The organism is Qipengyuania profundimaris, assembly GCF_030717945.1.
GTDB lineage: Bacteria > Pseudomonadota > Alphaproteobacteria > Sphingomonadales > Sphingomonadaceae > Qipengyuania > Qipengyuania profundimaris.
Genome location: NZ_JAVAIM010000001.1, coordinates 575,332 through 596,170, shown reverse-complemented (window position 1 = coordinate 596,170; position 20,839 = coordinate 575,332). Strand labels below are relative to the sequence as shown.

Genomic DNA, 20,839 nt, shown 5'->3' with positions numbered 1-20,839 from the left:
CAGTGGCTGCGATCAATTTCATTGTGCCCTCACATCCTATCCGCCTTGCCATATAATAGGGTTAGCCAATCATAGCCTCGTATCGGCGCTTAATCTGGCAAACCTAATTTAGACAGACCAAATCCGCGCTGCAGAGTCACATAAAGCGTCCGCCCTCTCCCTAATCTTCTCCTCGTTCCACACGTCTCCGGCCGATGTCAGCAATCGCTTATTGAGATGCAGCAAGCTGTGCTCAGCAAGCCCATCTCTTTTGCCCTTGGATGAATTCTCTGTTGGGAGCCAACTGGCGTTGGACAATGACGGATTCAGTTTGCCACTTATCAGCGTCAGATTGCCGATTCCATGCACTATGTAGTCTCGATCTTCGGCTGAGACATGCGAAGGCAGCTCCCAGTGCTCAGCCCACTTTCGAGGCATGATATGCTCGACTTGGAGTTTGTCCCAATCAAACGCGACGATGGGTTCGGCTAGCGTGGCTGCCCTTTGATAATCCTCTTCGATCGCTTGCAAGATCATCAAGACGCGGTCTCGGCGCAACCCTCCATAAAAGCGGCGCGTCGTCCATTGCTCGCGGAATTCTTTGTCGCTCGGGCATGCCCAACTATCTGAGCCTTGCTTCTCGATCAGTTCAGTCCTGAATATTTCGGGGATCAAGCGGTAATCGCCACAGTCCTTGATGGCAGCCAACAAGCGGAGCGACAAAGTATTGTAGCCGCGTGTCTGATAGCCGCAAACCATCCGGCGGACCAAGAAGGTCTCCAAGATTTCCGCGGCGCTGCCCAGAATCTTTTCGTCAGTGCCCACCCTATCCATGACCAACAGAAGAAGCGGGTGATAGACGACAACGTCCATCACTTTAAGTCGCTGCAGAAACTTATCGAACCTTCCACTGCCAGATGGCTTGTCGATCCGTTCATAGAGATCGGCATAATGCCGTATCCCAGACATCAAGGCTTGCAGATCAATTTCGTGGTCAGCCGACCTATCGGACTGGCGCCGCGTGTACCGAAGAAACCTGTCGTACAAGTGTTTTGCAGGGACGGCCTCTACTATCTGTACAGTCAGCCAGTTCTGCAGAAACGTATCGACCCTCGCTCGAGCGGCATGGCCCGTACCTACTCTCTCACGCCAATAATCGTGGTCGCTGTCGAACGGCTTCCAATACTTAGTATAGAACTCGTCGGCAGGTGCTTGCTGCCTGGCTGCTTCCCAAAGCAACCAATTCTTCATCAGATCAGCTGGCAGCAAAGGCGTCCCGTGAGCATTTAGGGTCTCGAAAATGGCTTGGGGCTCGTCCGAGGGGTCCAAGTCGAGAACGATGACTTTAAGGTAATCTTTCAGAGCAGCAGCGAAGCGCTGTGCTCTCAGAGCTTCGCCAGATGCAGAGAGATATGCTTCGAACTGCTGTCGAAAATACTCGTAAGCGGCCACCATTCGACAATCGGAATCTAGGCCCTCTTGGTCAAAGCTCGCGTCCATGACGGCGCGAAATTGCTGCCGGTCCTCGTTAGTGGGCCAGACCTTATAACGTTCCACATCCTCCGAATACGCCGGGTTTTCGGTGAGCATCGCGATTTGACGATATGCTACACTGAGCGCTTTCACAAAAGACTCCTGATCCTCAGCCTCAGCTTGCTCACCTTCACCGTCTTCAGAGTGAGCACCACAAACAGCTTCTTGCGATCGCATAGCGTGCTCGGCAGCTTTGAGAACTATTTGAAGCGTTGTCAGCCTCTGCTGGCCATCGATCACTTCGCGTCGCGGTAGGCTACCGGTGGGATTGCTGGCCTGATCTAGGACGATTGTGCCGAGGAAATGGCTGGCGACGCTTTCCTCGTTTTTCCGCGCTTCCAAGCGTTCGAGCAATCCAGAGATATCTTCCCATAGAGGTTCCCATTGGTCCTCTTTATTCCAGACGTATGGGCGCTGGAAAAGGGGAACTGTATGTCGTGTCTGAGCGCCGAAAAGGGTCGACACCGGAATGTAAGTTGGTTGCATTTATCCCTCAAGGACCATCAAGAGCTCTTGTTGCCTCTTTCCTGATTGAGCTGGAAAAGACGCGCTAAAATTTCTTCATCGGTGAGTATACCGGCGCAAAAATCGTCAGCCCATCCATATGCTTCCGCAACAGCCTCATCGAGTACACGGTGAGCGTGATCGAGCCAAGCTGGTCGGATGTTATAGAGGTTAGTTAGGGTGCGCTTCTTCAGTTCCTTCGTCGCAGCCTCATCTTTCGGCAGAATGCGGTCGGGAAAGCCTTCGATCACTTCTGGTACGCGCTCGACAAGATCAGGTGGATTGAGCCAGTTTTGGCGTAGGTCGTCGAGCCGCGCCGCCGCTGCCGCAATTGCCTGTGCGCGAGGATCGTCGGCATAGTCGTCTGAAGGAATGTCGGGCGTCAGTCCTTCGGGGAAGGGAAATGTCTCGAAAGTAGTCGAAGGCGTGTAGCGAGGTCTGTCCTCAAGCGAAGTGCCCATACGCAGCGCCCATAATTCGTGAAAGCGGCTTTGCAGTATACCGAAAGTGGCGTCGTCGTCGCGGGCGATTACTACAAGTTGGCAGTCTGGCAGTACGCTTGAATCAAGCCAAGCGAACATCCGATGTTTCGCTACTCGTGGGGTGGCCAGAAATCGCGAACAAGTTGAAAGGGCCCGACGCATTCCAGGCCTTGCCTCCCCATGTATCCACCAATTTTCTCGGTGATTATCGCGCCGTACATTCGCACGCATTGGTTTGACGTTTTCTTCTACGATGGAAAACGGCATCTCATATAGCATGGCGTCTGGCAGTGACATTGCTGAGCCAAAGTCAATGATCCACTTGCCGGCAGGCCTCCTTGATAAGTCCATGCCGTTCATCCAAGGCCGTAAGACCTCGGCGTTCGGCCTCCCGTGAGGGTTGCCTTTTGCCAACAACAATTTTGCAGCCTCCTCATAAGGAATATCAAAAGGACCGCTTTTCTGGTCGCCGATAAACGCTGTGCTCGAATTTGCTTTGAGAGCCTTGGCCCGCGACAAGTCATACTCATGCAAATTTGCTGAAAGATCAGACAGAATTTTCAAGACGACCTCACCATTCAGTGTTGCCGGTTCTTCTAACTGTCGATCAAAGCAGATAAGGGAGACCCGAACTGCCGCTCCTTCGACCGTCCATTCTTCATCACTCCAAGCATCAGAAATCCGTCCTTGTTCGACAATAGGTTTCAATACGTCTCGATTTGAACCTCCTCGTATGGAGTTTGTCGCCACCAACCCTGCACGCTGCAATTTGTTAGCCGCAATTCGATCCCAAGCCCCCGCGACCCAGTAGCAGACTAGATCCGCCCCACCAGGAACTTGCGGCCAGGCCTTACGCAGGGCGATCGTGTAATCTTCGCCCAATTCGGCGATCATCTTTTTGTCGCCAAGAAAGGGCGGGTTCCCAACCACCAGATCCGCTTCTGGCCATGCGGCCCTTTGGGGCTGCCCTTCCGCATTGAGCGTGGGATTGCCCTCGTCGTCCGTTACCAGCACGGCATCGCGATTTTCGATATTGCCAAGACTGCGCAAAATCGGGTTCTTTGCTGCCTCGAAGCCATTGCGCCGCATCCACTGGATTTCGCCGATCCAGACCGAAACCCGCGCCAGTTCGGCAGCATATGTATTGAGCTCGATACCGAGCACATTCTCCGGCCCGCTATTGGGGAATTGCGCTGCGAGGCTCGGAGAAAGCGCCTCCGCCTCAAGATTGGTTAAGTGCTCGATGTCCTTGAGCGCAAGCAGAGACAAATAGAGGAAGTTGCCGGAGCCGCATGCCGGGTCGAGAACGCGGAACTTGCGCAAACGCTCATGCCACTGGGCCTGCAGCTTCTTCGCTTCGTTTTCGGCCTTGGTCCGCGCTCCTCCTATGGCCTTCTCAGCCTTCGCGATCGCCTCTCCAATCTTGACGCGAACCTGCGCCCATTCATCCATCAAGGGACGGATGAGGACTGGTTCGACGATCTGCATGATCTTCTCGCGATCGGTGTAATGCGCACCGAGTTGGCTGCGCTTGCTAGGGTCAAGACCACGCTCGAAGAGCGTGCCAAGGATCGAAGGGTCGATTTCCGACCAGTCGAGCTCCGCCGCAGCAAGCAAATTGTCGATATCATCGCGTTGGAGCGGAAAGGCGCTATCGTCATCGAACAGCCCGCCGTTGAACCATTCGATAGGCGTAAAATCGAGATCTCCCCCTTTGTGCATCGCTGCGAAGAGCTTGCTGGCATTCAGCTCAAACCGCTCCGGAGCCTTGATGCTGGCCTTCAGCATTTTCGTGAACATTTGGTCGGGGAGCAGCCGGACATCTTCAGCAAACATGCAGAATACCAGCCGGTTCACAAAATGCGCGACGGCGTGAGCCTCGTGGCCGCGTTCGCGCAACCTTTGTGCAAGTTGTGAAAACTCCTCTGCTGCCTCTTCGGTCAGCATCTGGCGCGTCTTTGCCGGCTTCAGGCGCTCCGGATCAAGAAAGCAGTTCCGCAGGAGATCGCGCGTTGCGCCATCAAGCAGATCTTCGACCGAAAATTCGTGCATCTCCTGAACCGTGTTGGTCCAGTTGGTGTGGACGCGGAACCGGTCCATATCGCTGACAATCAATAAAGGCGGGTTGTCCAGCGCGATGGCATACTGCTGCAGCTGAGCGAATGCGCGGTCGAGGTCCTTCTTTTTGCCCTTGTACTCCCACGCGAAGCATTCTTTCCGCCAGACATCGGCCCAGCCCTCTCCACCCCCGGTCTTAGACGCGCCTTTTTCGAAGGTGAACCATTCGCCTTTAGGATCAGCCGAGATTGGTTCTTCGATATCCAGCAGCCGGCAGATATCGTTGAAGTGCGACTGTGAGGCAGTACGCTCCTTCAGGTCAACGCTTCGCCATTTTTGGATGAATTCTGTTGGGGTCACGCTTGGGTATCTCTTAGCTCACACAACGACAAAACCCTGTCCATATTGCTAAGCTTTCCAATCCCGAGCATTGGTGCTGCCCGTCCGGTAGAATTGCCAGACCAAGTTCACAACTTCGCGGAAATCAGAATTCTCAACAGCAAGTCTATTGCAACTTGCCCAGTCAGTGTCGGCGCGCTCACGCGAAGGGATCAGTATCTGGCTTTCTGGCGGGTTCTCGCTGTCGAGCTTGATCAACCCAATACCGTGCAAGGCGGCCAACATGCGCAGCTCCTTCAACGTCTCCGTTCCCTCAAGCTCTCCTGCGACGAGATACCCAAAGTTCGCCCATGATGAATTTGACACTGCTTGGAAATAGGCTTCCCGCACGTTCGAGCGGTTCAACAGTAACTTGACTTCAAAGGACCAAAGACGGCTTTTCTGACCACCTGCTTCCGATACGCACGCCTTGACTTCTGGCGACCAGTCAGTCGTCAGGTCTTCAAATGAAACGAGATCCGGGAAAAGCCATCGATTGCCCTGTGGTCCTCGTCGATTTGAAGACCGCTTTTCATCGATGCGGCGCGTATGAAGGTCAAATTCGCTTTGCAGATATTCCGCCAGAAGCGGGTAGAGGTCGTGCTCACTTATCCCTGGCATTTCGTTGCGGCCTGCATCTTCGCGCGCACCTACGTCGACCGCTGCGATTTCAGCCTCTTCAGACTGTTCGGACCAGTAATAGCGTCTTGGACGCCCCTCTGTTGTACGTACCTGCGGGTGGCGTTTGGTTATCGCGGGGCGGTTGGCTCCAATCTCAGCGACAAGCTGTTGCAATAGGTCTGCTTCTGTCTTGAGAGCGCTGCTCCGCTCCAGTTTGGCCTTGCAGTCTTCTGGATAAGTATCGAAAATCCATTCAGCGATTTGCCTCGCTTTGAGCTTTTCGCCCTGATGAGCTTTCAAGCACTCTACGACCGATTTTCGAAGCTGCATCATTCCCCCCAAGTGCGAGCTTTTTCTTATGAAAGACAGATCGCTAACTGTCCATGGAGGTCTCTGGGTCGCGCTCACAACCACTCAGTACAAAACTGAGAAAAGTTCACATCTGCGCTAGCGCCGGTCGGGACGGTTCATGAGCGCCTCTAAGTAAGAAGCGATCGGCGTCACTTCGTGCTGAAGCAGCCCGACGAAGTTCGATGCTTCCGCGCAGTGAGCAACTTCGCTTTTGAGCGACTGCCATTCGACTTCGTCCGTGCCCTCGGGAACGGCTTCGATAGTCAATGGAACAAAATCATCGAAATCGATACGAATGTTCGTGCCGTGCTTCTCGACCATTGCCTCGCTCGTCGAGCTCATCGATTTCAGCCAGCAAGTTCGGAGCGCTGCGTTGATGCTCGCGAGGCCGCTTTCTCGCTTTGCCTGAAGCTCACGTCGTAGAAGTTACCCCTCGTGATCATTTGGCTGCATCTCACGCTTGTCGCCCATGTTGATCAGTCTTCATCGTGGTACGTCTCGAAGTCCGACCACCTAAGTTTCAACCTGCCTCCCTTTGCCTTGGGGAGCGACTTTCGATCGATCATCCTACTCTGGACCTCAAACTGCTCGTCTATTTTCACGATCAGAACCTTGCTGAAATTTCTCTTCAAATTTAGCTCAATCTCGTCCTTGGCTTTGAACGGCGTGATCGTCTTGACCTCGACAAAGTCGTTTCCAAGCCGGCCATCTGAGCCTTGCGCATAATTGCGATGCAATTTGATGCCGTGTGTGATGGCGCCGTACAGCTCACCCAAGTCTCCATAGACCTGCAAGTGACTTCCGGTCAGAGCATGGTAGCTCTCCGCAATGCCCAGTAGCTTTTGGAAAATGGGCACCAGCTCGACGTCCAAGTCGGGGTATTCGGCTTCGAACTCGAGCCGCGCCAAATGTGAGTTGATTTCGGTCCAGGTAACCCACTCACCATCGTCGTAAATCGCGTTGTCGTCATTCCACATAGCGTGCGTTTCCTGGATGCTCAGCTCGTGGATTTCGCTACCGTCGTCGCTCGCACGCCATGCCGTCCCCGTCTCGGTCCAAATGCGACGCATAGCTTGGTTGGCCACGAGAAATGGGCGCAGCTCCAGCAGCGCGTGCGGCATCACAATTTGCGAAGTAAAGTGTCCCAGTCGAGACCCGCTGCTGCGGCAAGCTCTGCCGCTGCTCTCCATGACAATGTCGACCGCCATTTTTTCGATCATTGTGACAGCCGTCTGCTGCCAGCCCGCCTGGATGTGCTCTTGCTGCATAAGGCACGAGCACAGGACTTGGAATCGTCGCAAGTATGGCGACAGTTCCTATCACCCCCCTGAGCCGAGGCGCCATTACCTTAGGATCGCAGTTTCGCCGTGTCCGCTAGAGCGCGGAAATCAGCGAGAGTCTGATCGAAATAGTGAAGTCGGGGCGCGTCAAAAGTCAGCATATAGAGCTTGCCTTCGATGATTGCCGCTCGCGCCTCTCCCTTTCTGGTCAACTGATCCGCGTCCGTAAATTCATACGTGAAGTGCACGCCTCGCGTTCCCAGAAACGACCCCGGCTCCACATTGAGCATCTGGAAAGCTGCGAGGTTCTTATATGTGCGGTAGGTGCCCTCGAGCAACTCTGGCACTTCAATCAACAAGGTCGATGCTGTGAATTTTGGAAGCGGATCGCGTTTCTTGTCGCGCTCCTTTACGATAGGCTTGCCGGCTTCGATACCTCCAAAGAACGTTACGTCGTTTAGCTGTTCACCGTCGAGCGTCCACGTCTCGGTTCGCTTACCGATCCTCCCATTAAGTCGGTTCCAGTCCCTCGCCGGTGTCATAGTAACATCGGAATCGGCAACTTGGACGGTTTCTCCTTTTTCCCTGAGCTTATGGGCATGCGCTGGCACCGAGATGGTCGCGATGGATGCCAAAGCGACCAGCGCAATGGTACGTTGGGCGAAAATATTCATTGGGAAGCCTCCTGAGGGAGCATCATTTCAATCATTCTTGCATCTTCAGCATCGGGCGCGAGCTCGAGATAACGACCTAGCGACGCTTGTCCGCGTGTTCTGTCGCCCGTTTTGAAAAGAGACAGTCCGAGACCCCGATGCGCCGCCGCAAGACGTTCATCTAGCGCGATGGCGTTACCATAGAATTCGGTCGCATTGACTAGGTCTCGCTGATGGCCACGGGTTCGATATAACTCTCCCCGAGCGTGCCATAAGTCGGCTGTCCAACCGTCTTTTGCGAGATTTTCTATGATGTACTCGCTTCCCCCAAAATCGTTCAATTTGATCTGGTCTTCCAGGAAGACGGGAAGCCATTGCTCCATCGCTGCGCGATAACGGTCCGCACCATAGTCTCTGGGCGCGCCATCGGACGACGCCAACGCTGCCAAATAATCAGCTCGCTCACCTTCGGGTGGGTGCGATGCGGTGAAAGCAATGGCGTTGAACTTTGGTTTTTTCAGTCCGCGGGCCACGGCCGAGGCCTGAATTTCGCCCATCAAGTTCTGCCAGACCTGCGAGGCGGCTTGCGGCGCCAAGCTGCTACGATTGAGGTATCCCAAGCCCAGCAAATCGGCCTCACGCTCGTGATCACGATTGTAGCGAAAAAGATTGCCGTAAACCGAGATTTCGAGAGACTGGTAAGTACGACGAGCATCGTAGCTTGGAGACATGCTGGCGAGCAGCGCGCCCCATGCCAGGATGTCGGTCCCCTTTCGGGCCGCCTGGAACCGGTTCAAGCCATGGCGGTTCTCAAAATGCCCAAATTCATGGCCAAGTACTGCCGCCAACTCAGCTTCGTTGCGCATCCTCAGCAGCAGCCCGCTAAACACGCGCATTGTACCATTGAACGACATCGTTGCGTTGAACGTCGGCTCTCGCATCACATAAATGCGTGTCGCATTGCAGCGATCATCGCCCACTGCACGGCAAAGGACGTCTTTCAGATAGGCATTCAACTTTTCGTCGCGAATGACCAACGGCGAAGCGGCGAGGCGACGTTCGCTTTCGTCGTCTTCACCCCACCAACCAATCTCATCGACACCCTGCGGCTGGTAATAACCCTGGAACGGTGGTGGACTAGGCGCGGGTCCGGCAGCGAGCGGAGAAGCAATCAAGCAACTCGCTGCCAGTAGAGCTGCCAGGCCGGAGCGGACGCCGGACACGTTCATTCCTCTCCGATATCGCTGCCTGGAAATTCCTCCAGGAGCTGACTTACTCGCTTTTGCGATCCATCCACTTCACGCACGTCACCTCCCATGGCACCGTCCGCATTAAGCCAAAGCAGGTCGCCCGTTTTGAGATCGACGAGGCCAGCATATCCAACGTGTTCGCCCGACTTCACGGCTATTCCGGGGCCCAGCAATGCAACGACCTGGAGTATCTTGCGTCCAGTCGATCCGTACGCATCCTTGTTGTAGATGAAGAGTCCATAGTCGGCTTGGTCAGCGCCTGGAAGCTTCGACACTGCGTCTCCGAGCGACCAATCAAAAATGTCAGCTTTGTTGTCGCGCTTTTTCGTAGGCAGTCGATTACCGACGAAGAACTGGTATTCGATCACGGCCTGCGAGACAGCGGCGAACAGCGCCATGTGCTCTTCCACAGCTTGCGCGTCGTTGCCGTAGGCTTCTGGCGCGACGATTACTTCATTGCCTAGCCGGGCTTGAAGCTCCTCAAGGGACGCTTGGATGTTCGCCTTTGCTTGCTCAGTCCATTCAGCATTTGGTTCGAACATACCGCCTGTCGACTGAGAGCCCACGCTAACGGAAGGCCGGAAGACCAGGATACGTTTTCCACTGTTGGGTGCGAGTTCGAACCCCTGCTTAACCGCGGTGCGCTCCTGCGCCACCGCGGGTGCGCTGGCGAACGTCACCAGCGCCATCGCCGCAGCGATCCACGTAAAAAACGATTTCATTGCTAACCCCCTGAAAGCCACGATGTGTTGGCTTGCCTTGACCTAACTACTTCAAGGTTTTGCAATGTTACAAGATTAATTTCGAGGAAACTTGCGGGTAAACAGGAGTTTGCTTGTCGCGACCTAAAACGCCCGATCTATTCGCTCTTACGCCGCAACATTGTTGCGCCCCAGCATTCCAAGCCCTGACGATAGGGCGAAAAGTCCATATCTGCTGCGATATGCTGCTTATCGCCAAATTTACGTGAGCGCGTTACACTCTGCGGCATGGCTAAGCGTTACTATCCTGGGTCCGGCAAGCGGCGTTATTCGAAACGCCGCAGCGGCTTCCTTGGCTATTTATCGCGCATGCGCATCGCCGACATGCTTATCCTCGCGCTCATCGGCATTGCGGGTATTTCTTGGGCTGGAAAGAAGTTGGGCATGACTGATGAAAGCGCACCTTTCGGCCTGACATCAGCTGGCTCTTCAGACGTATATTACCGCTACTGCAAAGATGCCCGAGCAGCAGGCGCGGCACCACTATACCGCGGTGACCCTGGCTATCGCCCCGCGCTCGATGCGGACAATGACGGCGTCGCGTGCGAAACTTACCGCGGGCACTAGCACCACGGCTCGCGGCGGCCAGTCCATGTCCTAGCAAGGCCCTCACGGACAAGCTGGTCGCCTAGTGATCGACCATCACGCACGACTACTCGCAGTTTTCGATCATTGCCATCTTCATCGCGGCTTCCGACACGATGAAGCTCGAAGGGCGCTGCATTCAAGAGCGCCATGAAGCGATCGGTTGCCCGATCGCCTAGTTGCTTTTCAAAGTCGCACTGCGGCTGAAAAACCTCTGGCGTGTCTATGTCTGCCACGCGGACTTTGACACCCCGTATCCAGAATGTGTCCCCGTCAACAACACAAGTGTATCTGCCGGACCTCGGGCAAATAGAGAATGTCTCCGAGAATTGCCCTAGGACGGCCTTTGCATCGGTGATCGGTCGCTCGAATTGCTCTTCCGGTAATGGTGCGGGGAGTGCGGCTGACTTTTCTTCTGGCGGCTCACGACCACTCGCCAGAGAGACGTTCTGTTCTTCGGGCCGAGGCGGATCCTGCGGCCAATAAGCTGCAGCCATTCCAGCGAGAAAGACGGCTGCTATCATCATAAGCCCAACCATCGCACCTTTGCCCAAAATACGTTCCGGAGGCGGCTTGCGCCTGCCGAACCGGAATTCGGTGCTTGGATGGAACCGTGCTTTTGGCCGAGAATGGCGGCGACTACGACTCGATCGCCTCACTTAAACCCTACCCACTTTTTGAACCGGGACCAGATGGAACTCTTCACCACGGTCAGCTCTCGGCTATCGATGTTATTCTCTGACGCGCCCTCTGAACTCGAACTATCGGGTAAAGCCGCGTCAGGTGCTATTGTAACAACAGACTCTTCCGCACCGCTAGCGGCCTGATCTGGTTCTGCCTTAGAAGCATCAACACGCTCGTGATCTGCGCTTTCTAATCGCGAAGTGTCGGCGTTCGAATCCTCGCGGCCATCAGGTGCTATCGAGTCCTCCGAAGGCGGATCTTCGACTGATACTTCATCGTGTGAACGTGAGCCGCTCTCGACAAAACTATGGTCCGGTAAATGAATTACTCCGCCGCCATCATCAGCGGGTCGTAGCTCATTAGCTTTCAACTCTTCTGCGCCTGCACCGTCCAGGCTTTCATCATCATCTGCTAGACCCTCTTTTCGATTAGTATTCCGATCAGACTTTTCAGCGTAATCAGTGGTTTTGTCAGACGCGATCTCCGACTCAGCTGTCGGCCCAGAATTTTCACCTTCATGAGACGTGCTCGAGTAAGTTCCCTTTTCCTTGATCACCTCAGGACCGGTAGCGACAACACCAAGCGACACTAACTTCGAAGGGTTGCTATCCCGCGTGATCCTCGCATCTACCGCTTGGCGAATACGTCGCAGATTATTTTCGAGCTCGTCCATAGCTTTAGTTTGCAGGCTGAACTTGCTCAGTCGATCGACGCAGCCTGATCTCGATGCGACGCCTGAGTTGATCGCTTGTGTTCGCCGTCCCATCAGCAACCTTGTCGACCGGCACGATCATTTGCGCTCCGGACAGTGGCAGGATCGTGACACCGCTTAGGCGGGTATCGGCACGCAAAATTTTTACCACAGCAACTGCACGCGCGATCGCAAGGCCGGCATTGTCGGTTGACCTTAAAGCCTCGGTGGGAAGTAGGTTTGCTGAAGCACGAATAAGGGTCTGATCGAGGTTGCTTTGACCAACCATCGGAACTTCATCGGTATGGCCAATGACCTCGACAACATCGACGCCATACTCCTCTATATTCTTCTTCAGAGCTGGAATAATCGAAGATCGAAGCTTTCGTTCGAAGTCCGGCCTGAGCGTCGCTTTGCCGCTTTCAAAATAGTAACCTCCTGCCTCACTCAAGCTGAAGAACGGAGGCCATTCGCCTTTCTTTCCGGCCCGAGCCTTTTCGATCGCGTTTCGGGCAAACTCAGCTGGATCGTCTGCGCCAGCTTGTTCTGCCGCTTCGCGAGCTTCACGGCCTATGCCGGCGTCCTCGACTAGGTTTTCCTGTGCTCCGCTTTCTCCAATCTCTTCGACCTGCTTCCGCGCCTCCAGAGCGCGCACGAGCTCTTTATAATACTCGTCCGCAGGTGCGTCGGGATACGCCTCCTGCATGGCCTCAACTAACCGTGTTGCAGTACCGTCCTCGAATGCCTCAAGCTTCTTCTCGCGCGTTGCCAGCGCCGAAGCCAAAGCCATCAACAGTACGAAGATCAACAGGATCATTATCTCGGCCATCGTCAAGCCCAGGATCAGACCTCGGCGATACGGCTTATCCTGGCGAATATCATATTGAGACACTAAGCGTGGCCCTCAACGTGGCGCGCCAGCTTCTCTGTTGTCGCGACAAGCTCGTTGTGCACCCGCATCGTCGCCGCACGTGATTTCTCCAGCTCAGTGTCCAGCGCCCTGTTATGTGCTTCGACCCGTTCAAACGCTGCCTTGCTATGATCGGTTAGACCGTCTGAAAGCTGGTTGTGGGACGATGACAACTTTTCAATTTCTTCGGCTAAGTTAGCAGATGCCTCTTTTATCGAGACCAGCGCTGACGTGACAATCTGGCTTGGCCCACTGCTCAGGTTCTCCAGTTGTTTCCCGGTCTCCTCCGCTACAGCGCGAATGCTTGTTTCCAGTTCGTCCACCGCTTTCGAAATATTCTCGGCTGCCTGGCGCGTCATATTGCTGCTTTCACGGATATCCGTGACGGCCGACCTAGCTTCATTCGCTCCTTCAACGAGCCCATCGAGCGAAGCGTTTGTAGCACCGACAGCACTTTGCGTAAGTTCGGCAGCCTCTTTCAGTTTTTCATGCGCGCTTGTGACACCTTCCAAACTGTTGGAGTGAGCATCCAGCTTATCGAGAAGCTTTGTGAAGCTAGAATCGTATTTCTTCGCTCGGGCCGCAAAGTCGTTCGCTTCGGCCCGAATGGCTTCGTTGGCCGTGTCGACCACACTTTGGAGGCCATCAACCGAAGACTTCGTGAATTGCTCCATACTCTCAATGGCAGCCTCGTGCGTCTCTCGGAGCGATTGCTGGATCGCGACTGAAAAGTCCTTCATCTGTCTTACGACTAAGCCGAGCTCGGTTTTCAGACGACTGGAAGCCTCGGTCAACTCTAGCCGCGCCTGCTCTTCTACGTTCTCGAGGTCGGGACGGCCTTGATTGAAGAAGACACGTAGAATGAGACCGCAGATTGTTGTTGCGAGTGCGATCCCAAAACCCTGTACGATAGTTGACGCCGTATCATTTGGATCGAATGTTGCGATCGCATACGACAAACTCGCAAGCGTATATATCAGACCGAGATAATAGCAGTTGTCACCGGCTTGGTCCGCTCGAACTCTCCCCGTGCCAGTCCAGCCAACGATACCGGCGTATACAAACATAAGCACAACTGCGCCTGCTGCGATCCAGAATGTTTCCGCACCCAACCACTTCGCCGACAAAATTGCAGCGAAACCGACGGTTGCGAAGATCACAAAAGACCACTGATCGATAAAGCCGCGATCACGCAGCCTATCTACGAATTGTATCTTTCGTTCTTCCATTGATTACCCGCTTACCCGGTACACGCGTGTGACCTGGCCCCCTTGTTCACCAATTATGCGCTCCCAGAACGTCGGCAGAGCGATTGGCTGTGTTTGACTGGAATCATCTCGCTGGAGCATCCACAACTCGACTTCGACTCCGGACAAATCTGTGCTGACCCGGTGGAAGTTCTGAGTTCCAATGAATTCGGCCGCGTCTGGCAAACCTTTGTAGAAACTGACTCGATCCGTATTTTGAAGGAGATCGGACGCAACAATAAGGCGTTTTTCCACGCCCTCTAAACCTGCTTTTTGGAACTCACTAAGAGCGACCGACTGAACCGATTCCATCACCGGCGACCGGTCTGCAGAGCTTGCCTCCATTAAGGTGTCGAAGGCTTCTTCCATAGGTTTAATAAAGCCTTCTCGATGCAATTTCTCGAGCTTCTTGGGATTACCATCTACCTCGCTCTCATCAGCGCCCGATCCAGGGTTACAGCGCGTGATGACGGGAACCAAAAGGCTTTCACCGACTGGGTCGACTTTGACGATAATCAGCTTTTCGTAGCGCTCGATTTGCCCAAGCAGTCGATCAAGTTGATTTCTAAAGTCCTGGCGTTGAGGCGTGTTCATCGGATCGGTGACATCAACTAACACCGCTGTGAAACGCTCGATTTGGGAAGGGCAAAGCGTCTCGTCGTCCAACGTGCGATTGCCCAGAACTGACTGAATATAGAAAAAGCCGACGGTCCCGATCAACACAAACACGATGGCGATATTTCGCCAGGCCTTGGAGCTTTCCTGTGACCTCCGCTCGCGCGCGGCAGAGCGACGCCCCCGTCGTTCTCGTTTAGCCATTCCTTAGGTTGTCCTTGATGGTATCGAGATGCTCAAAGCTCTCGATTGCTTCATTGTAGGCTGCAGAGATGGTCGTGATTGACGCACTTAAAGCGTTTTGTGCGCGCTCGACCTCTTCGTCGATCAGAGGCTCGCTGGGCATCACTGGAAGCTCTGTGCGCTGCAACTCCCATCTCTTTCTGAAACTTTGAGGGGCCCCGGAAGTACGAGATCTAGTGTTCACACCGCGATAGTAGCTAAGCAATGCGTTGGCTTGGTCCTCCAAATAGCTTTGGTGGTCACGGTATCGCGTCCGCAAGTGCTCCCTTGATGCAATTATGTTTCCACGCTCGCGAAACTGAGAGCTTAGCTCGTCGCGGAGCGCTTCAGCTTCGCCGATCGCTTCTCTTCGAATGTCACGGAGATCCTCCATGGCATCATCGATCTGTTCGGCATAATCTTCACAACGGTCTTCGTGCCGCCGATAAATGTCACCATAACCGGGATAAGGATCATCCATCTTGAAACCGGCGATTGCTGCGACGACGGCGAACAGGAGACCAGCGCCGAGCAAGCCGTATGAGTAGATGCTGTCGAACTGAAATAGGTTGTCGGCAAAAAGCCCCAACGCAGCTGCCTCGGGATCGGGCAGCCCGGCAGCCTTTGCATCGCGGAAGTGACCCGCGAGGAGGTTCCATGCGAAAAGCAAAACCAACCAAAGCGAAGTAGCAAAGTAAGCTGCGACGCGCGGGCCAGCTTTCCTGTAAAAAAGATATGGCCAAACTTTACGGCCGACAAACGCAGAACCAAGAAGATTGACAGCCGCCACAACGGCAGCAGCGACAAAACCGCCAATCAGGCCAGCATCATCGTTTACTCGCAAGAACGCTGTGTTGAATGCACTCTCAATGAACCAGGCAATGCCAATTGTTGAGTAAGCATAAATGGGAAGTAGGCCGCGATGGGCTGGACGATTTAGACCATGCTCAGCTTTAAAATCGTCGAGCTCGCTGTAGGACTCCTTGATGGCATCTTTCGCGAGAGCCAATTCGCCCTTGCGCTTGATAACTGTGGCTCGATAATCGCCAATGGCTTCTTCGCTCGCACCAGTCACTGTCGAAAGTTCCCGAAGTAGCGCTAGCTCGGAAATTCTCTCGCCATACACCCTGAAGTTTGCCGAAGCGTCGATCTGCGCACGACTAGCGTATTCCGAAATTTCAGCAGCGATCTCCGACTCGACATCATCAAGGCTCTCGCTGTCTTCAGGCGGATAGTCAGCTCTTCCATTCGCTTCACCCTTTTCGTCGAGCTTCAACCTTGCAATGGCAGCTTCCCTATCAATCGCAATGAAGGGATCGCTCGGGAGAGCGATTGTTACATCCGGTCGACCAACAAGCCTCTTGAATTTCTCGAAGGCACTCATGCCCAACCCCCAATAAGTTCGGGCATTTCATCTGGTAGCGAAACCCCCCAAATCCTCGCTAAGTTGTAAGCCCTGCAGTGCCAAGGATTAGTTATTCACACCTTCACCGCCAGTTTACCAATTATCTTCATGCCACTTCGACTATGGCGTGAGCTGGTTTTTAACACAATTCGTTGGGCTCAGGAGATCGCTGCTATTTTGCTCCTCGCGCGACAGATTGGGATGCGCTCAGTGACCACTGTATTGCCAACCCCATGCTGGTTGCGATGGAACTGCCAGTCAAATTTATGGGCGCTGGCAAAATAGCTCGCAGTCTGACGCAGCGTCGTTCAATCTCCCAGCCCACTTATTGCTTTCATTCAGCAGTCCAATGGAACGTCGTTGCCAAGCTACGAACACTCGGGCGCCAAATCCAACAAGATTTAACGCGACAATAGTGAGAGCGGGCCCACTGCCTTCGCAGTGGGTCCTTGGGAAAAAGCTCAAGCGCTGTGCCTGAAGCAGGTGCGACCCTCCACTACTTGGAGGGGCTCCGGGCCGCACCTGCTTCCCTTCGAGCGAAGGGAAATTGTCAGGGATCAAGTTTCCGAGGACAAAGCTCAGAAGGAAAATTAGGGCATGTGTAGAGTAGTCTTAAGGAGGGCAGCCGTCGAAAGCTCGCATTACGACCTGCCGATCGCGCTGGCGCTGTTGGCGGCGATGGGCGTAACCGATGCCGAGCAGCTGACCGAGTGGATTGCAGTGGGCGAGCTGGCGCTCGATGCGCGGATCGTGCCCTCGCCCGGCGTGTTGCTGGCGGCCATCCATGCGAGCGAGGCCGAGTGCGGCTTGATCTGCCCGAAAGCGCAGGGCGCCGAAGCCCGCTGGGTGAGCGAGGTGCCGATCTGCGCCGCGCCCGATCTCGCCAGCCTGCTCAACCATCTGAAGGGCACGCAGCAACTGCCTCCACCCGAGCGCGGCGAGGTGGAAGAGCCTGCGCGCGGGCCGGACCTCAAGCAGGTCAAGGGCCAGGAAACCGCGAAGCGCGCGCTGGAGATCGCCGCGGCTGGCGGGCACAACCTCTTGATGATCGGGCCGCCCGGCGCGGGCAAGTCGCTGCTGGCGAGCTGCCTGCCGGGCATCTTGCCGCCTCTCACGCCCCCCGAGGCGCTGGAGGTCAGCATGGTGCAATCGGTCGCCGGAACGCTGGAGGAAGGCCGCATCAGCCGCGCCCGCCCGTTTCGCGCGCCGCACCATTCGGCCAGCATGGCGGCGCTGACCGGCGGTGGCTTGCGGGTGAAGCCGGGCGAAGTCAGCCTCGCGCATCTCGGCGTGCTGTTCCTCGACGAACTTCCCGAATTCCAGCGCGCCGTGCTCGATTCGTTGCGGCAGCCGCTTGAGACCGGATCGGTCGATGTCGCCCGCGCCAATGCGCATGTGACGTTTCCTGCGAACGTCCAGCTGATCGCGGCGATGAACCCGTGCCGCTGCGGCCATCTCGGCGATGCGGCGCTCGCCTGCAGCCGCGCCCCGCGCTGCGCCGCCGACTACCAGAGCAAGGTGAGCGGGCCCATGCTCGACCGCATCGATCTGCACGTCGAGGTCGACCCCGTGAGCGCCGCCGACCTCGCCCTGCCGCCCCCTGCCGAGGGCAGCGAAGAGGTGGCCGCGCGCGTGCTGGCCGCCCGCCAGCGCCAGACCGCCCGCGCCGAGCAAACCGGCGTACGCAGCAATTCGGACCTCGATGGCGAAGCGCTCGAGACCTTCGCCACGCCCGACGAACCGGGCCACCAATTGCTGATGCAAGCCGCCACCGCCATGCGCCTCTCGGCCCGCAGCTATACGCGCATGCTGCGGGTCGCCCGCACCATCGCCGACCTTGCCGGCGCGGAGCAGGTGGGTCGCATTCATGTCGCGGAAGCGCTCAGCTATCGGAGGCAGGCGCCGCGGGCTTGAGGGGGAGCGGTCAATCCTCGGTCATGTCGAGGTTGAGCTTGACCGTCTCGTGCTCGTGGTCGCCTTCGAATTTCTTCAGGAAGTCCTCGATCGGCACCTGCTGGGCCTTGTCGACCATCGGGTTCGATTTCGCCATCTCGACGGCCTTCAGTTCGTCCGGCGTCATGCGGACGTGGACGTAGGGCAGCCAGACGTCGCCATATTCGGCCTTCTGGTACCACACGTCGAGCACGTCGTAGGAGGCCCAATTGCCGCCCGGCTCCTGCAGGCGGATACCCTCGCCGATGCGCGGCACGGTGACGGCCTTGATGGTGAACACCGTCTGGTGGGTCTCGTTCTGAACTTCGATATCGATCACGAAATTGGTCCGGCCTAGTTATTCAGATTCGCGAATACGATTCTGCCTTTAGATGCGACGTGTTGAGATCACTTTAACGATGACGTCACGCAGCCACGCTGGCATGTGACGTCACGCAACACCGGCTGTTTTCCTGAACCCCATGTCTCTCGCATCCTCCGAACCCGCCGAGCGAATGGCGTCATACGGCGCGATGTCACGGCTACGCGAGTGGTGGCATGCGCTCGATGACGATGCGCGGCGCAAGGCTGGTGGTCTGGTCTTTGCAATCCTGCTCGAAGCGCTGTTGCTGCTTTTGCTGCTGTCGCTCGGGCTGGTGAGCCGCGACCCCGTGCCGATGCGTGATGCGGTGTCGACATTCGATGTGAGCGATGCGCGAGAGGAGGCCGACGAGGCGCCGGCAGAGCCGCCTCCGCAGCCTGCGCCCGCCACCGTCCAAGCTCAACCTCAAGCTACCTCGCCGGAGCCTGTTCCCGACCAGGCGGTTCCGCAGCCCACCCCACCGCCTGCCCTACTGCGGACCGCACCGACATCGTCGCCCAGCTTCGATCTCGCGCTGCAACCGCAGGCAAGAAGTAGAGAGCGTGCAGGTCCGATCGGCCCGGCGTTCACGCCGCGACCGGGCGATTCGCAGCGCATTGCGGGAAGCGGGCCGAACGGCGAGCCGCTCTATGCCGCGCGCTGGTATCGCGAACCCACTAATGGGGAGCTGGCAGGCTATCTTTCGACGGCCAGCGGACCGGGCTGGGGCCTGATCAATTGCCAGACCGCACCGCGATTCAGAGTAGAAAATTGCGTGCTGGTCGACGAGTGGCCCAGCGGCTCGCAGATCGGGCGCGCAGTGCTTGCGGCGGCGTGGCAGTTCAAGGTTCGTCCACCGCAGATCGGCGGGCAGCCGCAGGTGGGTGAGTGGGTACGCATCCGGATCGACTACGAGCTGCGGCGCGAGCCCTGATCTGCGTCGGCTTCGTCAGCATAGGGCGTATTCTTGAGCAGATGGCGATTGTAGTCGGGCGCGCCGTCGTCCCACCACACCGGGCCGCGTTCGCCAAGCGCGACTTTCGCTTGGTGGACTTCCGCACGAGCGGCTTTTTCCGCAGCAGGATCGCCAGCTCGTTTGGCCGCACCGACCGCCCGGCGCGCATCCATCAAGGCATTAACCTGCCGCTGGCGCTCGTCCTCCGGTAGGGCTGGATTGCTCGCGCGCCACAAGCGGCCGCGAACGACGATATAGCGCCCGTCGGGCGTGCGCTCAGGCGGCGGATTTGGCGCGGCGTAGGCTTTCGATGTCGATTACCTCGCCAAGGCCGAGGGAACCCTTCTGGTCCGCCTGGCTGCCATCGGCACGCACGCCGAGATCGGAGCGTTCGACCAAGGCGAGATCCTGCGGGCCGAGGATGCGCCCATCGTGGCTGAGGATCGAGGTCGGGCCGATCGGCAGACGATCGCGCTCGTCTACCAGTACCGGATTCTCGGTCACTTCCGCGCCGTATTTCTGGCCCCATTGGCGCAGTGCGACCATGGCGGGCAGCAGGTCGAAGCCCTTGTCGGTCAGGCGATACTCGATCTTGCGGCGATCGTCCGGACAGGGATCACGACGGAGGATGCCGTTCTCGACCAGCTTGGCAAGGCGATTGGATAGGATGTTGCGGGCGATCCCGAGTTCGCTGAGGAACTCCTCGAAGTGATGCAGGCCGTTGAAGCTGGCGCGGAGGATCATGAAGGACCAGCGCTCCCCCATGACTTCGAGCGCCTGCGGCAGCCCGCATTCGGTCAGTTCGCGCAGCGGTTCGCGGATATCGCCCATGGATCAGTTCCCTTCTTGCAACCTATCTAGCGCAAATTGCCGCAAATCCAAAATATTTCAAAAAATAGGTTGCTACATGCAACTTAAAGTCATAGGTAGTGATTCGCAACTGGTTGCTTTTTGAAACCTGATAGTTCGAATGGCAAGCCGGTTGATTAGAACTGGAGCTTTTGAAGGACCCTCTCATGACCCTCTCCCTCCCCCGCTCGGTCAATCTCGGTGCCATCGTTGGTGCCGTCGCCTGGACCACCGCCAGCTTCGGTGTGGCGCTTGCACCCGCACCCGCCACCGCCGCCCCCAACGCACCCTTCTACACCGCCGAACTGGCTCAGCCGGCCAAGGATCGCTTGATCGTCGCCGGCGGCGTCGCCTGGCAGTGCAACGGCACTACCTGCGTTGCCGAGAAGGGCACGTCGCGTCCGATGCGCATGTGCCGCGAACTCCAGCGCGACGTCGGCGAAATCGCCGGCTTTACCGCGAAGGGCGAAGCGCTGGCCGAAGACAAGCTGGCGAAGTGCAACGGCTGATTTCCCCCGCCCCTCCCCGCCCTC

21 protein-coding genes and 1 pseudogene are annotated in these 20,839 nt (G+C 56.4%); 4 read left to right on the top strand and 18 right to left on the bottom strand.

The features are described from left to right. Positions 1-108: 108 nt before the first annotated feature. From Q9K02_RS03010 to Q9K02_RS02970, 9 genes are all read right to left on the bottom strand, one after another. Entirely contained in the window at positions 109-1,998 is a 1,890-nt protein-coding gene (locus tag Q9K02_RS03010; protein WP_305931556.1) for a DUF262 domain-containing protein, read from the bottom strand. A 17-nt stretch (positions 1,999-2,015) separates the two neighbouring features. Further along, complete coding sequence (locus tag Q9K02_RS03005) at positions 2,016-4,916, bottom strand: class I SAM-dependent DNA methyltransferase (RefSeq protein WP_305931555.1); 2,901 nt, start codon at positions 4,914-4,916, stop codon at positions 2,016-2,018. Between the two features lie 48 nt (positions 4,917-4,964). Then, complete coding sequence (locus Q9K02_RS03000) at positions 4,965-5,888, bottom strand: COG2958 family protein (RefSeq protein WP_305931554.1); 924 nt, start codon at positions 5,886-5,888, stop codon at positions 4,965-4,967. Between the two features lie 114 nt (positions 5,889-6,002). Continuing rightward, positions 6,003-6,248: a hypothetical protein gene (locus tag Q9K02_RS02995; protein ID WP_305931553.1), complete on the bottom strand. Its 246-nt coding sequence runs from the start codon at positions 6,246-6,248 to the stop codon at positions 6,003-6,005. A gap of 134 nt (positions 6,249-6,382) precedes the next feature. Further along, on the bottom strand, positions 6,383-6,883 hold the full coding sequence (locus tag Q9K02_RS02990; RefSeq protein ID WP_305931552.1) for a hypothetical protein: 501 nt from the start codon (positions 6,881-6,883) through the stop codon (positions 6,383-6,385). Between the two features lie 37 nt (positions 6,884-6,920). Next, positions 6,921-7,250 carry an excalibur calcium-binding domain-containing protein gene (locus Q9K02_RS02985; protein WP_305931551.1) on the bottom strand — a complete coding sequence of 110 codons (330 nt, stop codon included), beginning with the start codon at positions 7,248-7,250 and terminating at the stop codon, positions 6,921-6,923. A gap of 4 nt (positions 7,251-7,254) precedes the next feature. Further along, positions 7,255-7,860 carry a hypothetical protein gene (locus Q9K02_RS02980; RefSeq protein ID WP_305931550.1) on the bottom strand — a complete coding sequence of 202 codons (606 nt, stop codon included), beginning with the start codon at positions 7,858-7,860 and terminating at the stop codon, positions 7,255-7,257. Further along, on the bottom strand, positions 7,857-9,062 hold the full coding sequence (locus Q9K02_RS02975; RefSeq protein WP_305931549.1) for a M48 family metallopeptidase: 1,206 nt from the start codon (positions 9,060-9,062) through the stop codon (positions 7,857-7,859). Before Q9K02_RS02975 ends, Q9K02_RS02980 begins: the two co-directional genes overlap by 4 nt. A 2-nt stretch (positions 9,063-9,064) precedes the next feature. Then, positions 9,065-9,811 carry a hypothetical protein gene (locus Q9K02_RS02970; RefSeq protein WP_305931548.1) on the bottom strand — a complete coding sequence of 249 codons (747 nt, stop codon included), beginning with the start codon at positions 9,809-9,811 and terminating at the stop codon, positions 9,065-9,067. Positions 9,812-10,078: 267 nt separating this feature from the next. On the opposite strand from Q9K02_RS02970, the gene Q9K02_RS02965 reads away from it, so the two are divergent. After that, on the top strand, positions 10,079-10,417 hold the full coding sequence (locus tag Q9K02_RS02965; RefSeq protein WP_305931547.1) for an excalibur calcium-binding domain-containing protein: 339 nt from the start codon (positions 10,079-10,081) through the stop codon (positions 10,415-10,417). On the opposite strand, the gene Q9K02_RS14525 is transcribed toward Q9K02_RS02965, so the two are convergent. The 6 genes from Q9K02_RS14525 to Q9K02_RS02935 form a co-directional block, all read right to left on the bottom strand. Continuing rightward, positions 10,414-10,932 (bottom strand): thermonuclease family protein, encoded by a 519-nt coding sequence (locus Q9K02_RS14525; RefSeq protein WP_340310320.1) that lies wholly within the window; start codon positions 10,930-10,932, stop codon positions 10,414-10,416. The genes Q9K02_RS02965 and Q9K02_RS14525 overlap by 4 nt on opposite strands. A 158-nt stretch (positions 10,933-11,090) precedes the next feature. Continuing rightward, positions 11,091-11,792: a hypothetical protein gene (locus Q9K02_RS02955; protein WP_305931546.1), complete on the bottom strand. Its 702-nt coding sequence runs from the start codon at positions 11,790-11,792 to the stop codon at positions 11,091-11,093. A gap of 4 nt (positions 11,793-11,796) precedes the next feature. Then, positions 11,797-12,627 carry an OmpA family protein gene (locus Q9K02_RS02950; protein WP_305931545.1) on the bottom strand — a complete coding sequence of 277 codons (831 nt, stop codon included), beginning with the start codon at positions 12,625-12,627 and terminating at the stop codon, positions 11,797-11,799. Between the two features lie 74 nt (positions 12,628-12,701). Then, positions 12,702-13,949: a coiled-coil domain-containing protein gene (locus tag Q9K02_RS02945; protein WP_305931544.1), complete on the bottom strand. Its 1,248-nt coding sequence runs from the start codon at positions 13,947-13,949 to the stop codon at positions 12,702-12,704. A gap of 3 nt (positions 13,950-13,952) precedes the next feature. Continuing rightward, positions 13,953-14,786 (bottom strand): hypothetical protein, encoded by an 834-nt coding sequence (locus tag Q9K02_RS02940; RefSeq protein WP_305931543.1) that lies wholly within the window; start codon positions 14,784-14,786, stop codon positions 13,953-13,955. After that, positions 14,779-16,188: a hypothetical protein gene (locus Q9K02_RS02935; protein ID WP_305931542.1), complete on the bottom strand. Its 1,410-nt coding sequence runs from the start codon at positions 16,186-16,188 to the stop codon at positions 14,779-14,781. Before Q9K02_RS02935 ends, Q9K02_RS02940 begins: the two co-directional genes overlap by 8 nt. 651 nt (positions 16,189-16,839) lie before the next feature. Between Q9K02_RS02935 and Q9K02_RS02930 the strand changes: the two are divergent. Next, positions 16,840-18,123: pseudogene (locus Q9K02_RS02930) on the top strand (YifB family Mg chelatase-like AAA ATPase); the annotation flags it as partial. 10 nt (positions 18,124-18,133) lie between these two features. Here the strand turns inward: Q9K02_RS02930 and Q9K02_RS02925 are convergent. Beyond that, on the bottom strand, positions 18,134-18,481 hold the full coding sequence (locus tag Q9K02_RS02925) for a hypothetical protein (RefSeq protein WP_305931540.1): 348 nt from the start codon (positions 18,479-18,481) through the stop codon (positions 18,134-18,136). A gap of 142 nt (positions 18,482-18,623) precedes the next feature. Here Q9K02_RS02925 and Q9K02_RS02920 point away from each other — a divergent pair, with 142 nt between their 5' ends. Beyond that, entirely contained in the window at positions 18,624-19,436 is an 813-nt protein-coding gene (locus Q9K02_RS02920; protein WP_305931539.1) for a hypothetical protein, read from the top strand. Here the strand turns inward: Q9K02_RS02920 and Q9K02_RS02915 are convergent. Next, positions 19,412-19,693 carry a hypothetical protein gene (locus tag Q9K02_RS02915; protein WP_305931538.1) on the bottom strand — a complete coding sequence of 94 codons (282 nt, stop codon included), beginning with the start codon at positions 19,691-19,693 and terminating at the stop codon, positions 19,412-19,414. The two genes, Q9K02_RS02920 and Q9K02_RS02915, sit on opposite strands and share 25 nt — an antisense overlap. Before the next feature lie 40 nt (positions 19,694-19,733). After that, the gene (locus tag Q9K02_RS02910) at positions 19,734-20,288 is read right to left on the bottom strand and encodes a winged helix-turn-helix transcriptional regulator (RefSeq protein WP_305931537.1); all 555 of its coding nucleotides are present in this window, start codon (positions 20,286-20,288) and stop codon (positions 19,734-19,736) included. A 185-nt stretch (positions 20,289-20,473) separates the two neighbouring features. Between Q9K02_RS02910 and Q9K02_RS02905 the strand changes: the two genes are divergently transcribed. Next, positions 20,474-20,815, top strand: a complete 342-nt coding sequence (locus Q9K02_RS02905) for a DUF8200 family protein (RefSeq protein ID WP_305931536.1) — start codon at positions 20,474-20,476, stop codon at positions 20,813-20,815. Positions 20,816-20,839 lie beyond the last annotated feature (24 nt).